Origin of the sequence: Micromonospora sp. NPDC049662 (assembly GCF_040675055.1) — a bacterium.
Lineage (GTDB): Bacteria > Actinomycetota > Actinomycetes > Mycobacteriales > Micromonosporaceae > Micromonospora.
On record NZ_JBFAOC010000024.1, the window covers coordinates 26,397 to 44,547 of the forward strand.

16 protein-coding genes are annotated in these 18,151 nt (G+C 70.2%); 7 read left to right on the top strand and 9 right to left on the bottom strand.

Annotated elements, in window-relative coordinates; all coding sequences use genetic code 11:
* Window positions 1–57 precede the first annotated feature (57 nt).
* Window positions 58–888: a hypothetical protein gene (locus AB0J36_RS19270; protein WP_357120686.1), complete on the bottom strand. Its 831-nt coding sequence runs from the start codon at window positions 886–888 to the stop codon at window positions 58–60.
* Window positions 889–1,218: 330 nt separating this feature from the next.
* Between AB0J36_RS19270 and AB0J36_RS19275 the strand changes: the two genes are divergently transcribed.
* Window positions 1,219–2,433 carry a histidine decarboxylase gene (locus AB0J36_RS19275; RefSeq protein WP_363660931.1) on the top strand — a complete coding sequence of 405 codons (1,215 nt, stop codon included), beginning with the start codon at window positions 1,219–1,221 and terminating at the stop codon, window positions 2,431–2,433.
* 60 nt (window positions 2,434–2,493) lie between these two features.
* On the opposite strand, the gene AB0J36_RS19280 is transcribed toward AB0J36_RS19275, so the two are convergent.
* The 4 genes from AB0J36_RS19280 to AB0J36_RS19295 form a co-directional block, all read right to left on the bottom strand.
* Window positions 2,494–3,387, bottom strand: a complete 894-nt coding sequence (locus tag AB0J36_RS19280) for a serine hydrolase (protein ID WP_363660932.1) — start codon at window positions 3,385–3,387, stop codon at window positions 2,494–2,496.
* Window positions 3,388–3,400: 13 nt separating this feature from the next.
* Complete coding sequence (locus tag AB0J36_RS19285) at window positions 3,401–4,078, bottom strand: hypothetical protein (RefSeq protein ID WP_363660933.1); 678 nt, start codon at window positions 4,076–4,078, stop codon at window positions 3,401–3,403.
* A 104-nt stretch (window positions 4,079–4,182) separates the two neighbouring features.
* Window positions 4,183–4,683: a SigE family RNA polymerase sigma factor gene (locus AB0J36_RS19290; RefSeq protein WP_363660934.1), complete on the bottom strand. Its 501-nt coding sequence runs from the start codon at window positions 4,681–4,683 to the stop codon at window positions 4,183–4,185.
* The gene (locus AB0J36_RS19295; protein WP_357171452.1) at window positions 4,676–5,557 is read right to left on the bottom strand and encodes a hypothetical protein; all 882 of its coding nucleotides are present in this window, start codon (window positions 5,555–5,557) and stop codon (window positions 4,676–4,678) included. The genes AB0J36_RS19290 and AB0J36_RS19295 overlap by 8 nt, the downstream gene beginning before the upstream one ends.
* 194 nt (window positions 5,558–5,751) lie before the next feature.
* Between AB0J36_RS19295 and AB0J36_RS19300 the strand changes: the two genes are divergently transcribed.
* From AB0J36_RS19300 to AB0J36_RS19310, 3 genes are all read left to right on the top strand, one after another.
* Window positions 5,752–6,429: a GyrI-like domain-containing protein gene (locus AB0J36_RS19300; protein WP_357120704.1), complete on the top strand. Its 678-nt coding sequence runs from the start codon at window positions 5,752–5,754 to the stop codon at window positions 6,427–6,429.
* A 63-nt stretch (window positions 6,430–6,492) separates the two neighbouring features.
* Entirely contained in the window at window positions 6,493–7,272 is a 780-nt protein-coding gene (locus AB0J36_RS19305; protein WP_357171451.1) for a hypothetical protein, read from the top strand.
* Window positions 7,269–7,634: a GntR family transcriptional regulator gene (locus AB0J36_RS19310; protein ID WP_357120710.1), complete on the top strand. Its 366-nt coding sequence runs from the start codon at window positions 7,269–7,271 to the stop codon at window positions 7,632–7,634. Before AB0J36_RS19305 ends, AB0J36_RS19310 begins: the two co-directional genes overlap by 4 nt.
* Window positions 7,635–7,711: 77 nt before the next feature.
* Here AB0J36_RS19310 and AB0J36_RS19315 read toward each other — a convergent pair whose 3' ends face one another.
* Both AB0J36_RS19315 and AB0J36_RS19320 read right to left on the bottom strand, forming a co-directional pair.
* Complete coding sequence (locus AB0J36_RS19315; protein ID WP_357120713.1) at window positions 7,712–7,981, bottom strand: hypothetical protein; 270 nt, start codon at window positions 7,979–7,981, stop codon at window positions 7,712–7,714.
* 209 nt (window positions 7,982–8,190) lie between these two features.
* Window positions 8,191–11,376: a penicillin acylase family protein gene (locus tag AB0J36_RS19320; protein WP_357171450.1), complete on the bottom strand. Its 3,186-nt coding sequence runs from the start codon at window positions 11,374–11,376 to the stop codon at window positions 8,191–8,193.
* A gap of 434 nt (window positions 11,377–11,810) precedes the next feature.
* Between AB0J36_RS19320 and AB0J36_RS19325 the strand changes: the two genes are divergently transcribed.
* Window positions 11,811–14,285, top strand: a complete 2,475-nt coding sequence (locus tag AB0J36_RS19325) for a hypothetical protein (protein ID WP_363660935.1) — start codon at window positions 11,811–11,813, stop codon at window positions 14,283–14,285.
* Window positions 14,282–15,295: an aminoglycoside phosphotransferase family protein gene (locus tag AB0J36_RS19330; protein ID WP_357120722.1), complete on the top strand. Its 1,014-nt coding sequence runs from the start codon at window positions 14,282–14,284 to the stop codon at window positions 15,293–15,295. The genes AB0J36_RS19325 and AB0J36_RS19330 overlap by 4 nt, the downstream gene beginning before the upstream one ends.
* A gap of 215 nt (window positions 15,296–15,510) precedes the next feature.
* Here AB0J36_RS19330 and AB0J36_RS19335 read toward each other — a convergent pair whose 3' ends face one another.
* Window positions 15,511–16,254 (bottom strand): TetR/AcrR family transcriptional regulator, encoded by a 744-nt coding sequence (locus tag AB0J36_RS19335; RefSeq protein WP_357120725.1) that lies wholly within the window; start codon window positions 16,252–16,254, stop codon window positions 15,511–15,513.
* A 102-nt stretch (window positions 16,255–16,356) separates the two neighbouring features.
* On the opposite strand from AB0J36_RS19335, the gene AB0J36_RS19340 reads away from it, so the two are divergent.
* Window positions 16,357–17,586, top strand: a complete 1,230-nt coding sequence (locus AB0J36_RS19340) for a DUF418 domain-containing protein (protein WP_363660936.1) — start codon at window positions 16,357–16,359, stop codon at window positions 17,584–17,586.
* On the opposite strand, the gene AB0J36_RS19345 is transcribed toward AB0J36_RS19340, so the two are convergent.
* On the bottom strand, window positions 17,568–18,137 hold the full coding sequence (locus AB0J36_RS19345) for a dihydrofolate reductase family protein (protein ID WP_357120731.1): 570 nt from the start codon (window positions 18,135–18,137) through the stop codon (window positions 17,568–17,570). The two genes, AB0J36_RS19340 and AB0J36_RS19345, sit on opposite strands and share 19 nt — an antisense overlap.
* Window positions 18,138–18,151: the final 14 nt, after the last annotated feature.

The window sequence follows — 18,151 nt, forward strand, 5'->3', positions numbered from 1 at the left end:
CGCGTCCACACGATGAAGCAGGCGGCGCCGCCGAAGCGGCGCCGCCTGCTTCAGGTTCTAGGCTGTCGCGCCCCTGGTCGGGCTGATCCGCTGCGCGCCGAGGTGCACCAGCGTCGCCAACTGGGCGATCCCCGTCCAGATCGGAGCGTCGCCCGAGTAGCTCTGCAACGGACGCCACGACTCGTAGAGCGGCGTGGTGGACTGGATCAGCGGTCTCTCCCACGGATCGGTGGGCCGGTCGACGACGATCCGCGTCTCTTCGGGATCCATCATCTGGATGTAGAAGCGGCCGGGAATGCGGTCCTCACCCTCCACCCGGCGCATCGTCTGCTCCCAGGTGCCGAGCGGACCGTCGAGCGAGCTGACCGCGAGCCCGATGAACGTCGACTCGGCGGTGATCCGCTCGTCGACCCGGTTGCACATCTGCGGGGGCTGACGCGGATCCAAACCTCCGTTATCGAGGTAGTGTCGCGCCGTCTGCGCGAGGTCGTACAGCAGCCTGGGCAGGTGTGAGACGTCCTCGCCGGCCTTGTCGAGACGCGTCGCCGCGCCCACCTCGAAGACCGATCGATCCGCTGTGGACCCGATGACCGGCACCGCGTAGAGGAAGGCGAAGCCGTAGGGGCACAGCGGGTTGCGCCGGCGCTGCGCCCACGCGTGCCGGCCGTGCATCGTGTTCATCAACCCGACCCGGCTCAACGCGGACGATCGCAACGACGCCCAGATCCGCCGCGTCTCCGGATCGCTGACCGGGGGCGCGGTCGGCGACTCGCGCGTGGTCGGCGACGGCTCCACCGGTGGCGGCGCGTACGCGGACGGCGTGGGCTGCCAGGGGACCGGCGGCTGCTGCTCGACGGCGGGCGACGGTATCGCGGTCGTGGGCGCCACCCAACCGTGGCGTCCAACCGCCGGCGCCGGCTCCGGAGGGATGGACGGCTGGCTGCCCGAGTGCTGGTCCCAGGGGACCGCTGCCGTCCTTCCGGCACTCGCCGCCGCTCTCCAATCGTCGGCGCTCCTCTCAAAAGGATTCGAGCGCGTTCCCGGCCTGTCGTACGCCACGGTGTCAGTCCCTCCAAAGACGTCGCCACAGCCTCTCATCGCACACACACCGCGATCAACCATGCACCGCCAGTCGGCTTGATCGCGATTCGGAGACTGTTGCCTGTACGTCGGCGTCATGGTCCACTCTTCGCTGAGTCGCCTATCAACGGAGAGCCCGTGACCTCCCCCACAAGCGTTCCCGACGACCTTTCCCTCACCGCTGAGATCGAGCAGTTACGAGCCGCTCTGTCAGCGCGCAGGTCGATCGGCTTCCCGGCCGCGGTGGATATCGACTATGGACCCGTGACCTCCCTGTTCGGACTGTTGATCAATAATGTCGGTGACCCGGATACCGACCCCGACACCGTTCACACGAAGGCCTACGAGCGCAGGGTCATCGACTGGCACGCGAACCTCTTCGGCGCCCCCGCCGACGATCGGTGGGGATATCTGACCAGTGGTGGCACGGAGGCCAACCAGGCGGCCATCCTGCTCGCCCGGGACCGGTTCGCCGGCGCGAGTCCCGTCCTCTACTACAGCCAGGCGACCCACGACTGGATCCGCAAGACCGCCAGCATGCTCAACCTCCCCGAGGTCGTCATCCGCACCGACGTCACCGGTGAGATCGACTACGACGATCTGCGCGGCGAGTTGGCCCGGCGCAGGGACCGGCCCGCCATCGTCGTGGCCAACGCCGGCACGACCGTGACGGAGGCGGTGGACGACCCAGCCCGTGTTCGTCGCGCCCTGTCCGAGCTGGCGATCCGCAACGCTCACCTGCACGTCGACGGAGCACTCGCCGGTGTGCCGTTGGCCCTGCTGCCGGACCGGCCGGTGGCCATCGACCTTGGCGGCGTGGTCGACTCCGTGGCCATCTCCTGCCACAAGTTCTACGGGACCACCATCCCGGGCGGTCTGGTGGTCACCCGCCGCTCGCTGCAACGGGCAGCGCGACGGATCTCCTACACCGCCACGACCGACAGCACCATCAGTGGCTCGCGCTGCGGCCAACTCGCCGTCCAGATGTGGTACGCGCTGCGACTGCTCGGCGAGGACGGGCACCGTGAACGCGCCGAGCGCGCACGCGAAACGGCTCGTTTCGCCCACTCCCTGCTGGCCAGCGTCGGCTGGCCCGCCTGGCGCAACGTCCACGCCTTCACTGTCTACTTCACGACACCGCCACCGCCGGTCTCCCGCCGCTACGGCCTGTCGAACGCCGACGGCGGCATCAGCCACCTGATCTGCATGCCGGGCGTCACCCGCCAACAGATCGAGGCGCTCGCGGCCGACATCGCGACCGTCCGGGGCACCGAACAGCCCAGCCCGAGCCGCGGCGTCCGGCGACTCGTGCCGGTCGCGCACCTGCCCCTGGCGGCCGCCGACCGGCCCTGATCGGCGGCCACCGCCCGAACGCGAGCCGTGCGGCGGGACGCCCGGGGGCGACGGCCCACCCTACGAAGGGCCGTCGCCCGCGGTGGCGGCGCGCATCTCCTTGAGGACGAACTTCGCCGCCTTCTCCACCACGCTGACGCCCGCCTCCTGGCTGACGTGATGGTCGGAGAGCACGGCGATCAGCCAGTCGTGACGGGCCTCGACGATCCGTCCGATGCTGTTGACGAGCCAGCGACCGCCGTCGACGTCCACGGTGTCCCAGCCGTTCTTGACGTACACGGAATTGCCCGGCTCACGCGCGGCGGTGACTCCCCACCGCTGCTCGGGGATCACCTTCTTCATGAGGCCCATGACGAAGGTACGGTCCTGCGGCGTCAGCGGGCCCTTCGACGACGTCAGCGCCGTCAGCAGACGGATCTGGTCGGCGGCCGTGGTCGTGGTCGTCCCCCAGTGCTTGTTGGCTTTGGTCTCCAGCAGACCGAGTGTGCGGTTCGCGGCCGTGAGGCCGCGCGAGCCGTCGATCTTCTGCCACAGGGCCACCGCGGCGTCGTTGTCACTGGACACGATCATGGCTTCGGCCAGCCGTCTGGTCTCCGAGCTCAGGGCCTTACCGGGCGGGTTCTGGCGCAGCAGCAGCGCCGCGAGGATATTGACCTTGACGATGCTGGCGGTCTCGAAGCGGGTGGGGCCGGCCGTCACCGCGGCCGTACTTTGTCGATCCACTGCCGCGACCGCGAGATGGCCGTCGTACCGGTCGACGTAGGCCTCGATACGTGCCCGCGCCGGTTTCAGCCGGTCGACGGCCGGCGTCGTCGGAACCGGACTGGCCGGCGAACGACCGGGTGACGCGTCGCCCCCGCCGCCGTCGCGGACGTGCGTCGTGCCGTAGGCGGCCGTCGCGACGCCGGCGAGGGACACGGTGACCGCGGAGACAACCCAGCGGCGTGGCAGCATCCGACCTCCCCGCTCAGCCAAGACGGGCCACCGCCTTCGCCGCGATCGTATCCACCGCAGCCTGGTCGCCCAAGTCGGGCAGGCTGATAGTCGAGACCGTCTCGTCCCGTTTCACCATGACGAAGTACCTAGCGGTAGTTGGGGTGTCGGCATGTGCGATGCGGCCCCTGACGAGCAGACCGGCACCGCCCAGATAGTGCGGGTCGATGATGTCGAACGAGACCCGTGATCCGTTAATCAGGTAGCTCGCGCACCGTCGGAGGACCGTACGGACGTCGTCGACACTGCGCTCGGCCCATCCAGGTTCGTACGTCTCCACGATGTGGTGGGCCGGCGACGAGCCGTCCGGCAGCCGGTAGTAGCGCTCCACGGCAGCCCGTCGGTGCGACTTCGCGGTGTAGTCGCTGCTCTGGTAGTCGGGGCAGTCGTCCTGCTCCCACGGCCAGGGTGGCAGACCGGGCCGCGCGTCGTCCGCACGCCAACCCGCACCCAGGTCGCCCGCTCCCAGCAGCATGCTCAGGCCACTCCGTTCGACGTTCACGGTCGGTGGCTTCTCGGGGCCGTCACCCGGCCCCGACCGCTGACACCCCGCGACCAGCACCACCAACGCCGACAGGACCAGCGGCACGACCAAAGCCGGCACCCGGACCCTGCCGCGAACCCGGCCCCGGCAGGTCCTGCTGCTCGACACGGACACCGAACCTCCCACACACAGATGACTGCCATCGCAGGTCGCGGCGTCGCCGAGGGTGCGCGGTGGCACCCCCGTCGCCGCCACCGGACAGACCCGGCCGATCAATGCCGCTCCTCGGCGAACAACTCGGAACGGGTCTCGCCGAGCAACTCGCGCAGCCGGCTGAGGGAGCGCATGCTCTGGCTCTTCACGACGGCCGTGGAGACGCCCACGACCTCGGCGGTCGTCTCCACGCTCAGGTCGTCCCAGTAGCGCAGGACGATGATCGCCCGATCGCGCAGTGGCAGGGTGGCGACCGCGTCGAGCAACGTCATGCGCAGCTCAGCCGGATGCTCCTCGCCCTGGTCGGGCGGCGTCGACATCGCCAACTCGGTGCTGGAGCGACGCCGCTGCTGATCGATCACGCAGCGCAGCAGTACCTTGCGGGCGTACGCGTAGAGGTCGTCGGCCCGTCGGACCCGCCCCCAGTTGGCGTACATCCTCGCCAGCGCGGTCTGGGTGAGGTCCTGGGCGAGATGCCAGTCGCGGCACATCAGGAACGCGGCGTCGCGCAGGCGGCCCACGGCCGCCTGCGCGAATTCCACGAAGTCTTCGTCAGCCATTCGACCTGGCCAGGGTGGGGAACCTCTTGGCGCCGCTCCGGACGTACTCGGCCGGAATTCTCGTCCCCCAGCTCGGATTGGCGGCGATCGCGATTGCCTCATCCACGGACAGAACGGCGGGCGCGGGCGAACTCCCCTTGCCATCCCAGGCCAGACAGGTGGAGAGCAGCACGTCGATCTGCAGGCCGTCCCGGTGATACACCGTGATCATCTTGTCCTGCACGCAGTTGCCGGGCACCTCGGTCAGCTCCACCGTCCCCGGGACCGGATCGCCGCCGAGGTCGTCCTGGTAGACGGAGAGCCGCACCATGCCGGGTCCGTCGCCCCGATCCAGGAAGGTCTGGACGTACGGCATGCCGGGGCCCGCCCCGCTGCTTCCCAAGCTCGCCTGACCGCTGGTCTCGCCCTTGGGTAGGAGCCGCATCAACAACTCCAGGGCGCCCTGCGGTGTGGTCGTCAGCAGTGGACCGTCCGGCCCCGCGCCGATCCGCACGTTGTCGATCACCGTGGTGGTGGGAGCCGCCGACGTGGCCACTCCCGGGGCCTCGGCTGCGCCCGCCACGGACCCGCCACCCGGGGCGCTGTCGGAAGTCTGCGCCCGGGACGGCGTCGGGCTGTCGACCGGCCCACCCGGCGAACCGACGCCCCACGTCTCGGACTGACCCACCTGGTCGGCGCCGCCGGTGAGCGGCCCGGCCGCCAGGCCGATCACGAGCAGCATCGCCAACGCGGATCCGCCCGCGCCGAACTGCGCCAGCCGACGCCGGCGGCGTAGTCGTCGACCCTGCACCACCGACTGCTCAACCAGGTCACCGAGCGGCGGGGCGACGTGTCGGGCCAGTTCGTCCCTGAAGCGCCCACGTAGGTCCCCCACGTCCCTTACCCCTCCTTGGCCGACCGCCGGCCGTGACCATCCGTCACCCTAAAGACGGGCCGACGGACCATTTTGGTCTCGCTTTTCCGGCACCAATTTCGGTCGCCAGTGGTGAGGTGGGTCGCACTTTCTCCACGTGGTCAGGCACTTCCGGAGAGTTACATCCCGCTCTCGAATCCCTGCAGAATGACCGGATGACCGAGGAGACCAACGGCAAAGTCGATTTCAAGAAGTCCCTTGACGCTTACCGAGCGCAACGAGGCCGCTTCCGGATCATCGACGTGCCCGACATGCGGTACCTGATGACCGACGGTCACGGCGACCCCAACACCTCACCCGCTCTGGCCGACGCGATCGCGGCGCTCTACCCGGTGGCGTACCGACTGAAGTTCGCCAGCAAGCGGGACCTCGGGCGCGACTACGTCGTCCCGCCGCTCGAAGGTCTGTGGTGGGCCGAGGACATGGAGTCGTTCACCACGGCACGGGACAAGTCACGGTGGAGCTGGACGCTGATGCTCATGGTCCCCGGCTGGATCGACCAGTCCCGCTTCGCCACCGCTGTCGAGCAGGCCGGCGCGAAGCGCCGACCGACGCGACTCGACGACGTCCGCCTTCAGACGCTACGAGAGGGGCGGTGCGTCCAGACACTGCACGTCGGTTCCTTCGACGACGAGGCGGCCGTGCTCAGGCAACTGCACCACGGGTTCATCCCCCGTGAAGGGCTTCGCATGGCGGGTCGGCACCACGAGATCTACCTCAGCGACTTCCGCAGGACCGCCCCCGACAAGCAGCGGACCATCCTCCGGCAGCCGGTCACCGTCAACGCCCGGACGGCCGCCGGGCCAGGCGGCGCGATGCGCGACGGGGGTTGACATTGGTGCAGGTTATGTCTCATCTTGTTGAGACAAGGCTTGCGACGTATCGGGGTGGATGTCATGCGCGAAGCGGATCATGCGGAAGCCGGACGGTGGCTCAGCCGCCACGGCCTGACCGACGTCGGGCCGACGCCGCTGCTCGCGACGCGACTGGCGGTACGGCGGCACGCGAAGCTCGTCGACAGCGTCCTGTTGGCCGCGTTCCTGATCGGCGCCGCGCTGACGCACGTGCTGGGCCGACTCGACGACGACACGTTCTCCTGGCCACCGCTGCTGGTGCTCGCGGCGCTGGTGGTCGTACTGCTGACGGGGCAGTGGCTGCTCGGCTGGTGGGTACGGCGGGTCGACCGGACGGCCGGCGCGCGACTGTCCCGTCGGGTGGCCCATCCGGTCGAGCTCGGCTGGCCGGTGGTGCTCGGTCGGCCGCACGCCGCCTTCGCGGTCGCCACGTTCAGCGGCGCGGCGCTCCTCGCCGTGAGCGTGCTGCCCGTGCCGGACCCCGGCCTGCGGTACGGAGCGGCCGTCGTGCTGATCGGCCTCACCGGCGTCGGGGCTGGCATCGTCATGCAGCTACGCCAGATCCTGACGACCCCGGCCGTGGCCGAGGACGAGGGGTCGCTCACCGCCGACGTCATCATGCGGGTCGAGGACGCCCGCCACCTCGTCACCCCGAGCCTCGTGTGGTCGCTGCCGGCCATCTTCCTGTACGGGGATTCGCTCGGCTGGTGGAACGCCGTCTCACTGGCGCTCGTGCTGGCGGGCGTCTGCGCGCTCGGCCTGATCGAGGGCCGGACCACGGACGTCGGGACGACGGCGCGGCGTGCCATGGCGCTGCGATGATCGTCATCGACGCGGCCTCACCGACGCCGCCGTACGAGCAGCTCCGGGCCCAACTCGCAAGGCAGATCCAGGGCCGCACGCTCGCCGTCGGCACCAGACTGCCGACGATCCGCCGGCTCGCGGCCGACCTTGGTCTCGCCGTGAACACCGTCGGACGGGCCTACCGGGAGCTGGAGGACGCCGGGCTCATCGAAACCCACGGACGGGCCGGCTCGTACGTGTCGGCCGGCGGTGAGCGGTCCCTCGAACAGGCCCGCCGCGCCGCCCGCGACTACGCGGCCGTCATCGCCCGCGTCGGCATCGATGCCGCCGAGGCGATCCGAATCGTCGAAGCGGCACTGGGCCAGGCCGCGAGGCCATGACGTGCCGGGCGGATCGGGCGTGCCGGTGCGGACGGGAGCACGCGCCCGAGGCTCCTCCCGCGCACCGCCGCGGCGGGCTACTGCTCGGCAGCGGGTCGGCTGTGCACCACCAGCTCGCCGATCTCCAACCGGCCGACGCGCAGCTCCCGCACGACCGCGCGGCGGACAGCCAGCCGACCGATGACCAGCGCCCCGACGGCCACTGCTCCGACAGCCAGCGCCCCCAGCGCCAGGGCGCCGAGCGACGCCGCCCCCGCCGCCCGCGCGCCGGTGGCCACCGCGCCCGTCGCCACCGCGCCGTCGATGCGCGTTCCGGTCAACCGCTTCAGCCGAGTCTCTCGCTTCATCGCTCCATTGTCCGCGTACCTCCGGCCGAACGGTGCCCGCACACCGCGGGTGTCACCCAGAGCACCGCTCCTCGCCCGGCGAACGGGACCGTCGCCCGTCGCCACCAGGGTCGGCCGATGATTGCGTACGAGACCGCCATCGGTCACCCGGGCACCGCGCTCAGGGCGGAAGGGGCCGGCGAACGGTTCGCCGGCCCCTCCCGGTCGGGTCACCGTCCGTACAGCTCGAATTCGTGCAGCGAGAATCCGTACGAGGTGGCCCGCTTGACGCCGTACACCCGCACGTAGCGGGCCGTGACCGGAGCGAAGGTGGCGTTGTCGACGCCGCCGTTGCCGGCGGTGGTGGCGAACACCGGCGTCCAGGAGCTGCCATCGCCGGAGACCTCGATCCGATACGAGGTGCCGTAGGCCGACTCCCAGCGCAGCACCGCCCGGCTGACGGTGCGGGCCGCGCCGAGGTCGACGCGGAGCCACTGGTTGTCGTTGTAGCTGCTGGCCCACCGGCTGCTCAGGCTGCCGTCGACCGCCTTGTCCGGGGTGTAGCTGGTGAGGAACTGGGTGCTCGACGCGGTCGCCGGGCGGCCCTGGGCCAGGTTGGTGACGTCGTCACCCCGGCGGGCGGGGAACGAGACGACCTGCTGGTAGGTGGGACGGTTCTGCCAGGCGATCACCGGGTGGGTGATGCCGCCGAGCCCGGAGTGTGCGATCGAGTCCGCGCACCACTGATCACCGGCGCCGCAGGACTTGTCGCCGGGATAGACCGTGGTGGCCGGCAGCGCGGCGGCCTGGCCGAGCGCGTCTAACAGGGACTGTCGGCACGCGCCGAGGTTGCCGTTGCCGCAGTACGAGCGACCCGGCCCGCCGGCGACGGGGTCGCCGAGCACGGTACGCAGGTCCTTGTCGACGTAGCCCCACCAGCCGTGCTGGAACGACGAGCCCTTGTGCGCCTGACCTTGCGACGCCCAGCTCGCGGTGCCGTCACGCCCACCGTTCTGGCCGCCCGACGGCGCCTCGTTGACCTCGATGGCGTCGACCAGCGCGGCGTAGAGGTCCGGACCGAGGCCGGGCCGGAACTCGGCCGAGGCCAGCAGCGGCCACCAGGCGTCGAAGATCCGGATCGCGTCGGCGTGCTGGTAGACCTTGGAGCCGGGGGCTGTCTCGACCCGGCGGGTGCCCGCCTGCTGCCAGGCGCGCAGCTTGCCCACCGCGTCGACCAGCGCCGGGTCGGTGACCGGCGTGCTGTCCAGCACCCGCAACAGCTCGCCGAGGACCTGCTGGCCGCGCAGGTCGGTCACCGCCGCGTCCGCCATGATCTTGACGACGTCGGCGCGGCCGAGCTTGCGCTGGGAGATCGCCGTCCGCACCGGGCCGTCGAGCAACTGACCCCGGTGTACGGAGCCGAAGCTGAAGTTGCCGTCGGCCGCCCCGAAGTCCCGCGCCTGCTTGTTGTTCCAACTCACGTAGTAGTCCTGGTTGACCGACTGCGGGTGGGCCGACGCCGGCGCGTACGTGGCGTCGTTGGTGTCGGGATTCCAGCCGGCCCACTCGTACGCCGGCTCGGCCTTCGACGGGAGGTTCGGGTCGGTGCCGGACGACCGGACCGGGTTCGAGCCGGAGTTGAAGTACGCCGCCTCGGTCGAGTTGACGTAGAACCAGTTGAACGCGTACCCGACGCTGGCGGCGGAGCCCTGGAAGGCCGCCGCGCTGCCCATCGCCGCCGGGTCGTTGAAGGCCTGGAAACCGATCGCCGAGTCGGCCTCGTGCCGGTAGGTGGAGCGCAGCTTGGTGAACGCGGTCGGTTGCCCGTCCACCAGTCCCCGGTAGGAGACCAACCCGTACTTGGTGCGCAGCGCGCGCAACGTGTACGAGCCCGCGGGGGTGGAGTCCGCCAGCGTGGGCGACCAGGAGTTGCGCTGCTCCAACGCCTCCATCGCGAGACACTGCCCGTGGTAGAGGTAGCGGTTGGACCGCAGCGTCGGCGCGGTGCCGTCGGTGGTGCACAGCGGCACCGCGTACGTGTCGGTGAGGTCCTGCGAGGCCGAGGTGGCGCTCCACGCGTAGTCCTGGCCGCGACCGAGCAGCACGTAGAGGTTCAACCCGGCGAACGCGGCCCCTCGCGCGCTGATGCCCGGCCCCTGCAACTCCTGAAGCATGAGCAGCTGCGGTGCGAAGTAGCCGGTCTGCGGACCGAACACGGCGACCGGATTACCGGTGGTGGTGTGCCGTCCGGAGACCACGACAGCGTTGGACATGCCGTGCGCGCGCAGGTTCGCCAGCCCGCCGATCAGCTCCTTGGTAGCGGCGCTCGCGCCGGTGCGGGAGGCGGCCCCGCCGCTGGCGTCGTGGGCGAGCGGCTCGGCGACCACGGTCCCGGCGTCGGGGAGCACCGCGCTGGTCGCGCCCGGAGGCGTCCCCCCGTACGGGAAACTCTGCCCGTCGTGCAGGGTGAGCACGGTCTCCGGGTCGTTCTGCGACCGGAACGCCGCCCAGATCCGGTCGCCCTCGGTCGCGCCGTACTTGGCGCGGGCGGCCACCCGGACCAGGGCGGACTGGATCTCACTGCCGCCACCCCCGCCGAACAGGCCACCGATCACGCCGGCGGTGGCGATCAGGTCGGTCATGGTGAAGTGCCTCGGCTTGCCCGCGCCGGCGAGCACGTACTCACCCGGGTAGTTGTCGTCGGCGATCGACTTGTCGATGTAGGCGTTGATGCCGGCGATGTAGTCCACCACGTCGGTGTAGAGCTGCTGGCCCCGGGCGCCCTTGGTGCGCAGCGCGTCCACCTGGGCCTGGAGGTCCGCCTCGGTGTACGGGGAGTTGGCCCAGACGCTCTGCTCCAGCTCCCGGTTGCCGGGCGCGCCGCCGGCGAACGAGCTGACGTTCCCGCGGCCGACGTGCCGCAGCAGGTCCATCACCCAGAGCCGATCCTGCGCTCCGGCGTAGCCGGCGCCGAACATCGTGCCGCCGCGGGTGGTGCCGGTGACGTGCGGGACGCCGGTGGCCTTGTCCCGCACGATGGTCACGTCCCCGCGCGGCGAGACGGTGCTCTCGACCTGTGCGGCCGGCACGCCGAACGAGGCGTCGTTGTAGAACTGGGCGATCTGCTCGTCGGTCAGCCCGGCGTAGTTGTAGACGAGGTTCGCGTACTCGTCGAGCTGGTCGCTGGAGTGCGCGGGGCGGGTGCCGAGCGCCTGGTGCGCCAGGATGGCGACGAGCGTGGCGTTGCCGTTCTGTCCGGGGGGCAGGATGTCGGAGCACTGGCCGAGGCAGTAGTCGTTGGCGGCGAACGTGGTGGCGGCCAGCGCCGGTGACGGCGGGGTCACCGTCAGGACGCTCGCGGTGAGGGTGGCGGCGGTGAACGCCGCGAGCCGGGTGCGGAGTGCGGGACGGGGCATGGCGATCCTCCGGGGACGCGGAGTCGGGCCTTCGGTGCGCCCGGCTTCCGGTGCCGACGTCTCGCCCTCCGTGCCGGGCGCGCCACCCGGAGGTGAGAATGACTCACATCGATACCGGGCAATGATCGGCGCTGAACCGTCGTTAGGGATACCCGTCGTTCACCACGCGCGAATGCCGACGTTTCGCCAGCGGCCATTGGTCGTGCGGACCGCAGGTTCGCCGGCCCCGATGAGAGGAATCCCGGTCGCGGGCACGGCCGACGGAGGCGCGGTTGGACCAGACCAACGCGCATCAAAGCGTTGGTCGGATTCGCAACTCAACGCTGAGCTGCGGCGGTCAGCGGATCGCTGAGCGTGTTGCCCCCTGCCGGTAGAGTCACGGCGCATCGGTCATCACGCGACCACGTAGCGCATGACCCCGAAGGGACTGCGGGATGCCCCTGGAGCCGAGGTTTCGCCGAGTGGCCGCGCTGCGCCGACGGTTCGTCAACCGGGAGTCCATCCTGGAGGCATATGCCGAGGAGTTGGCGAAGGTCGGCGCGAGCGTTCGGGTGCTCAATGTCGTCGGGGTGGGCGGCATCGGCAAGTCAAGGTTACTGCGCGAGTTGCGCGACCGGGCCGGTGAGGGTCGCCGCACGGCCACTCTCGATCTTCAGGTGCCCGCCATGCGTCAGCAGGAGGACGCCCTGGCCGTGCTGAGGGTGGAGCTGGGCCGGCAGGGGGTGCGGTTCGACCGTTTCGACATCGGCTACGCCGTGTACTGGCAGCGGCTGCACCCACATCTGCGGCTCACGGCCAAGGAGTTGCCGTTCGTCGAGGAGAGCGAGGCCCTCACCCAGATCCTCGACGACGTGTCAGGGATTCCGGTGTTCGGCACGGCTGTCGGCCTCGTGAAGTTGGCGGAGCGGGCAACGACAGGCGCTCGCCGTCGACGTCAGATCCGGATCGACGACACTTTGCGGTCGCTCGACGACCTCTCCAACGTCGACCTGGTCGACGCCGTCACCTTCCTGTTCGCCGAGGATCTGCGGGAGTCAAGCGCCGACCGGCCGTACGTCATCTTCGTCGACGCGTACGAGGCACTGGTGTCGGCCTCGATCCGGGCCGGCCGCGCGTCGATGCTCGACGTCTGGCTGCGTGACCTTGTGGCGCAGCTCGACCGGGGCCTTGTCGTGGTCGCCAGCCGCGAGCCGCTGCGCTGGCACGCGTACGATCCGAGCTGGGCCACCGTGACCCGTCAATGCCAGGTGGATGGGCTGCCGATGAATGCCCGGCTGGAGCTGCTGACCGAGAGCGGCATCGCCGATGCGGCGGATCGAGACGCCATCGCCCGGGCGAGTGCCGGCCTTCCGTTCTATCTGCATCTGGCGATCGACACCTGGACCGCTGCCGGCGATCCAGGACGCGCCGTCTCCCCCGAGGAGATCCTCCAGCGCTTCCTGCAACACGTGGGCGGCCAGGAGATTCGCACCCTGGAACTGCTAAGCATCCCCCGGATCTTCGACTTCGAGATCTTCCAGGCGCTCGCTGACGCGTTCGACCTGCCTCGGCACCGGCCGGCCTGGGAGTCACTTACGGCGTACTCGTTCGTCTACCCGGCCGGTCAGCATGGTCATCGGCTGCACCAACTCATGCGGTCCGCCCTGAGCACGCACATATCGCCGGCCACAGCCCGCGACGTACACCGGATCCTGCGCGACATCTGGGCGGACCGGTCCGGACAGGCGGCACGCACCGAGGACGGGGTGGCGACCAGGGCCAGGGCCATCCGGGAGACCGCCTACTCGGCGCTACACGCCGGGGACGTCGACGGCGCAGGACTGCTGGAGTACGCCGACCAGGCGCTGAACTGTGGCGGTAAGCAGGCGGTGGACGGGGTGCGGCGCGACCTCCAGGAGTTCGTTGGTGAAGGCGGTGACGCGACCGAACTGGCCGCCACGCTGCGATGCATGGAGGCTGAGTCGGCCGTCCTGCTGGGTGACGCGCCGGCCGCCACGACGCTCACGTCGACGCTCGATTGGCCGGTGAACGAGGTGGTGGGTGCCCGGCTGGTGCTCGCCGCCGCCCACGGACGCCGGATCGGCGGTGCCACCGGGGCGGCCCGTCGGTTGTTCGCCGAGGTCTGGGAGAACCACCCGGGACCGGTACGGCATCGAGCGGGTGTCTGTCTCGCGGACATCGAGATGTGGCAGGGCCGATTCCGGGCCGCGTTCGCCATGTCCGAGCAGATCCTCGCCGGTTGCTCCGAGGACGACGCGGTGCTGCGCGGGGACGTAGCCCGGCTGCTGCACCTCGGGCACCGGTTCGCCCTCGACTTCCCGGCCTCGGAGCAACAGTGGAATCAGGCCTACGAGTTGTACCGACGGGCGGACACGGTGGTGGGGCTGGCGAACCTCGAGACCAACCGCGCCGAGTTGCTGGCGTGGACCAACCCGGCGGACGCGGTACCAGCCGCGATGGTGGCGATCGAGGTGCAGCGCACCATGGGTGCCCAGCACGAGATCGGCAAGGCGTTCACGGCGCTGGCCATCGCGCAGCTTCGGCTCGGTCGGTACGACGAGTCGGGCGGCTCGTTCCGGGCCGCCGCCGACGCGTTGGACAAGGCGGGTTACCGCTCCGGGCGGGCTCGGGCGGAGCTGTTCCGGGCCTTCCTCAACGTCAGGCGGGGCCGCCGCGCCGACGCTGTGGACGCCGCGCGGTGGGCCGTCGCCGAACTGGTCGAGGCGGAGGTCTACCCGAACCTGATCGTGTTGGCTGGGCAGTTCCTCGATGCCCTCAGCGAACGCGACCAGCAGGTTAGCGATGCCGTTGCGGTGGCCCGCGACCAGATCGATGCGCTGGACTCCCTCGTCGCGTTAGAGGAACGTGGCAGGCAACTGGTAACGGCGCTCCTGGAGGATCAGCCATGACGTGGACGGAGACCTACGACCGGGCCCGGTCCCAGGTGGATGCTGCCGCCGGCTACTACAACCACAACATCCGCGTCGAGGTCGAGTCGGGGCCGGTCATCGTCCGGATCCCCATTCACGGCGCAGACGTGATGGACCTGCGGCTGTGGCGCGAGGAGGATCTGCTGCCGGCCATCGCGCCGTACGTTATTCAGGCACCCCGGCTGCTGTTCCTCAACAAGGATCCGGCGTTCCAGATCCACCAGTTCATCCCCGGGGACGTGCTCAACGACATCGCACCGCGCGGCACCGCCTGCCCGCCGCACGTCCCGGATGACGTGGCGAGGCTGCTTCGGCAGCTGGCCGACGTCCCCAGGGACAAGCTGCCGCCGATCCCCGCCGACTGGCCGGCCGACGGCGACAGTGCCGGCTTCGGCCGCCGTCTCGCCGGAATCACCCAGTGGATCTACGACACCTTCGTCGACGAGTACCGGCCACTGTTCGACAGGTTCGGCATTCCGGATGATCCGCTGACAGCGCTCGACCGCATGTGGCCCACGCTCACCTCTCGGCCGTTCGTCTGCGTCCACGCCGACGTGCACCGCAAGAACATCATTGTCGACGACGGCACCAGCGTGTTCCTGGACTGGGAGCTGGCCCTGTGGGGTGATCCGGTCTACGACCTCGCAGTTCACCTCCACAAGATGACGTACCTGCCGGCCGAGGAGACGGTGTTGCTCGACCATTGGCAGGCTGCCATGCCAGCCGAGTACCTGGCCCGATGGGAGCCGGACCTCGACGGGTACCTCGGCCACGAGCGGATCAAGTCTTCCATCGTCGACACCATCCGGTACGCGCAACTGTTCGTCGCGGGCGGTCCGTACCCGTATCCGGAGGAGGACATGATCCGGTCGATGGCCGGCAAGCTCAACGCGGCCCGGCCGCGGTGGGGCATGACAGCGCCGATCGGTCTGGACGACGTACGCGCGGGGTTCGCCGACTGGGTCGCCTCTCACCGCTCGCATTCGTGACGGCCAGACGCGCCGCAACATGCCTACGTCACCGACCTCGCCTGGGCGCGGTGGTCGCCGAGGGGCTGACGGCGTAACCGAAGCGACGTAATGGCGGCGGCTCGCCGGCGGCTCTCGTCTCCGCCGCCGATGCGGCGGTTCTGCCGGTCCCGACAGGGTCCGGCCGCGCGTCCGCAACGCCGCCGGGTGTCGTCCGAGTTCTGGTGAAACAGGCACTAGTCGCGGACACTGCGGCCGACGAGCGCTTCGATGCCGTCCAGGAGCAGGCCGAGCCCGAAGGTGAAGTCGGCGTCGTCGATCCACTCCTCGGTGCCGCCCAGTGCACTCGCGCCAATGGCCGAGGTCAGCTCCGGGTAGCCGTCCGCGTCGAGTACCTGCCCGAGGATCTCGCCGTACTCGGCCAGCCCGGCGATCGAGTCGTCGGTGGCGGCCGGACCGGCGCTCAGCGCGTGGGCCAGGGCCGCCTGCTGGGTAGCGTAACCACTGAGAACGGTGGCGATGTTGATCCGTGCACCGTAGGCGAGCCCGGTGCCGGCGAGCGCGGCGAGCGCGCGGTCCAGCCAGCGCAGCAACCGGGGCCCGGTGGGCGGGGTGCGCTGGTCGAGCGCCAGCAGCCACGGTCGGGCGAGCAGGAAGTCGCGGTTGGCGCGCGTCCAGTCGAACAGGTAGTCGCGCCAGGCGCGTCCATCGAGCGCGGGCGGCTCGGGCGCCGCGGCGTCAGCCATCATGACCAGCAGCTCGTCCTTGCTGCCGACGTAGCGGTACAGGGACATGGCCGCCACCCCGAGTTGGGTCGCGACGCTGCCCATCGTCACCCCGGCCAGACCCTCACGGTCGGCGATCCGGATCGCGGCGTCGACGATGCCGCCCAGTTCGAGGCTGGGCCGGGGGCCGTGCCGGGAGCTGGTCTCACGACCCCACATCCGGGCCACCACTGCCGGAAGCCTCCGTTGCGCCACGTCCGATTCTCCTCGCTCTTCACCCGGGGGTCTTGCCTGCACTCTAGATCTCGTGGACTCTGTATCTCATACGCTGTAGCTCATACAGAGATGGAGATCGTGATGACCACGCGGGTACCGGGCGGACGTCTGCACGACGTCGACGCGATCCGAGGGTTCGCCCTCCTCGGCATATTCGCTGTCAACGTCACCTTCATGGCCTCCGGCTATCCGGGGAACCTGGTGACGGATCCCGACTTCGCCTCGGGCCTCGACGACGCCGTCCGCACGTTCTCGTCGGTCTTCGTCGACATGAAGTTCTACGTGCTGTTCTCGTTCCTCTTCGGATACAGCTTCACCCTCCAGCTGACCGCGGCGAGCAGGGCCGGCGCGGCGTTCCCAGCACGCATGCTCCGCCGGATCGGTGGCCTCTTCGTCCTCGGCGCTCTGCACACCGTGTTCCTGTACGGCGGCGACATCCTCACCACGTACGCGGTGGCGTGCCTCGCGCTGCTCCTGCTGCGCAAGGTGGCCGACCGTACGGCGCTTCGGATCGCGGCGGCGCTCTACACACTCGTGCTGATCAGCCTCGTCGCCAGCGCGCTCCTCGTGGACCGCTCGGCGTTCCTGCCCGGCGAGGCCGAGGCGCTGGCCAACGGCGAGGAGGCAACCCAGGCACTGCTCGGCGGTTGGACGGCGAACATCGGCGAGCACCTCGCCGGCCTGCCCCTGCTGGTGCTCCAGGCGGTCACCCTGCAGGGCCCGACCGCCCTGGCCCTGTTCCTGCTCGGCATGGTCGCCGGACGCCGGCAATGGCTGAACCGGGCCTGGGGCAACGAGCCGGTGCTGCGCCGGACCCAGTGGATCGGTTTTCCGATCGGACTGCTCGGGGCGGCCGTCTACGCGGCCAGCGGCGGCAACGGCAACACTCTCGGCGTCGCGGCCAGCGTTTCGACCGCGCCGCTGCTGGCCGCCGCCTATGTGGCGACGCTGCTACGGATCATGCACAACCCGCGTACGTCGGTGGTCCGGGCGGCGCTCGCCCCGGCCGGCCGGATGGCCCTCACCAACTACCTCGCCCAGTCGGCGGTCGGCCTGATCGCCTTCACCGGCATCGGCTTCGGCCTCGCCGGGACGTTCTCACCCCTGGCCCTCTTCGCCTTCGTCCTCGCGGTGTTCGCGGCCCAGTTGGCGGCAAGCGCACTCTGGCTGCGGCGGTTCCGCTACGGGCCGGTCGAGTGGGCGCTGCGCTGGCTCACCAACGCCCACCGTCCCGCCTTCGTCGCCCGAACCGATCGGGTGCACGCGGTCGAGGACGGCGCACGGCGGCCCGATCACGCGTCCTCGGCGTAGCGGACGGCGTACCTGTGCAGCGTGACGCCCTCGGCGAAGGAATCCTGCTCGATCAGGTCCAGCTGCACCGATCGCTCCAACTCGTCGAAGAGTGGCCGACCCCCACCGAGGACGACGGGGTGTGTGAAGATCAGAAGCTCGTCCAGCAACCCCGCGCGGAGCAGCTGGGTGGCGACCGTCGCGCCGCCGACACCGATGTCGCCGTCCTGCTCCTCCCGGTACCTGGCGAGCAGCTCGACGGCGTCGCCGCCCGAGCCGAGGGTCCGGGTGTTGTACCCGGCCTCGGTGCGGGTGCGGGACACCAGCACCTTGGGCTTCGTCGTCCAGATCTCGCCGTACTCACGCATGAAGTCGGGCAGTTTCTCGTCCGTGCGCGCGGCCGGCCAGAACCCCTCCATCGTCTCGTAGATCGTGCGCCCCTGGACCATCGACGTCAGCGCGCGGGCCCTGGTGTTGAACTCCCGGTGCAGCGGCTCGCCGATGCGCAGCCAGTTCCCGGCGCCCTCCTCGCCGGGGGCATGCTCGATCCTGAGATCGAGAGAGACGTTCATCCAGTAAACGAAAC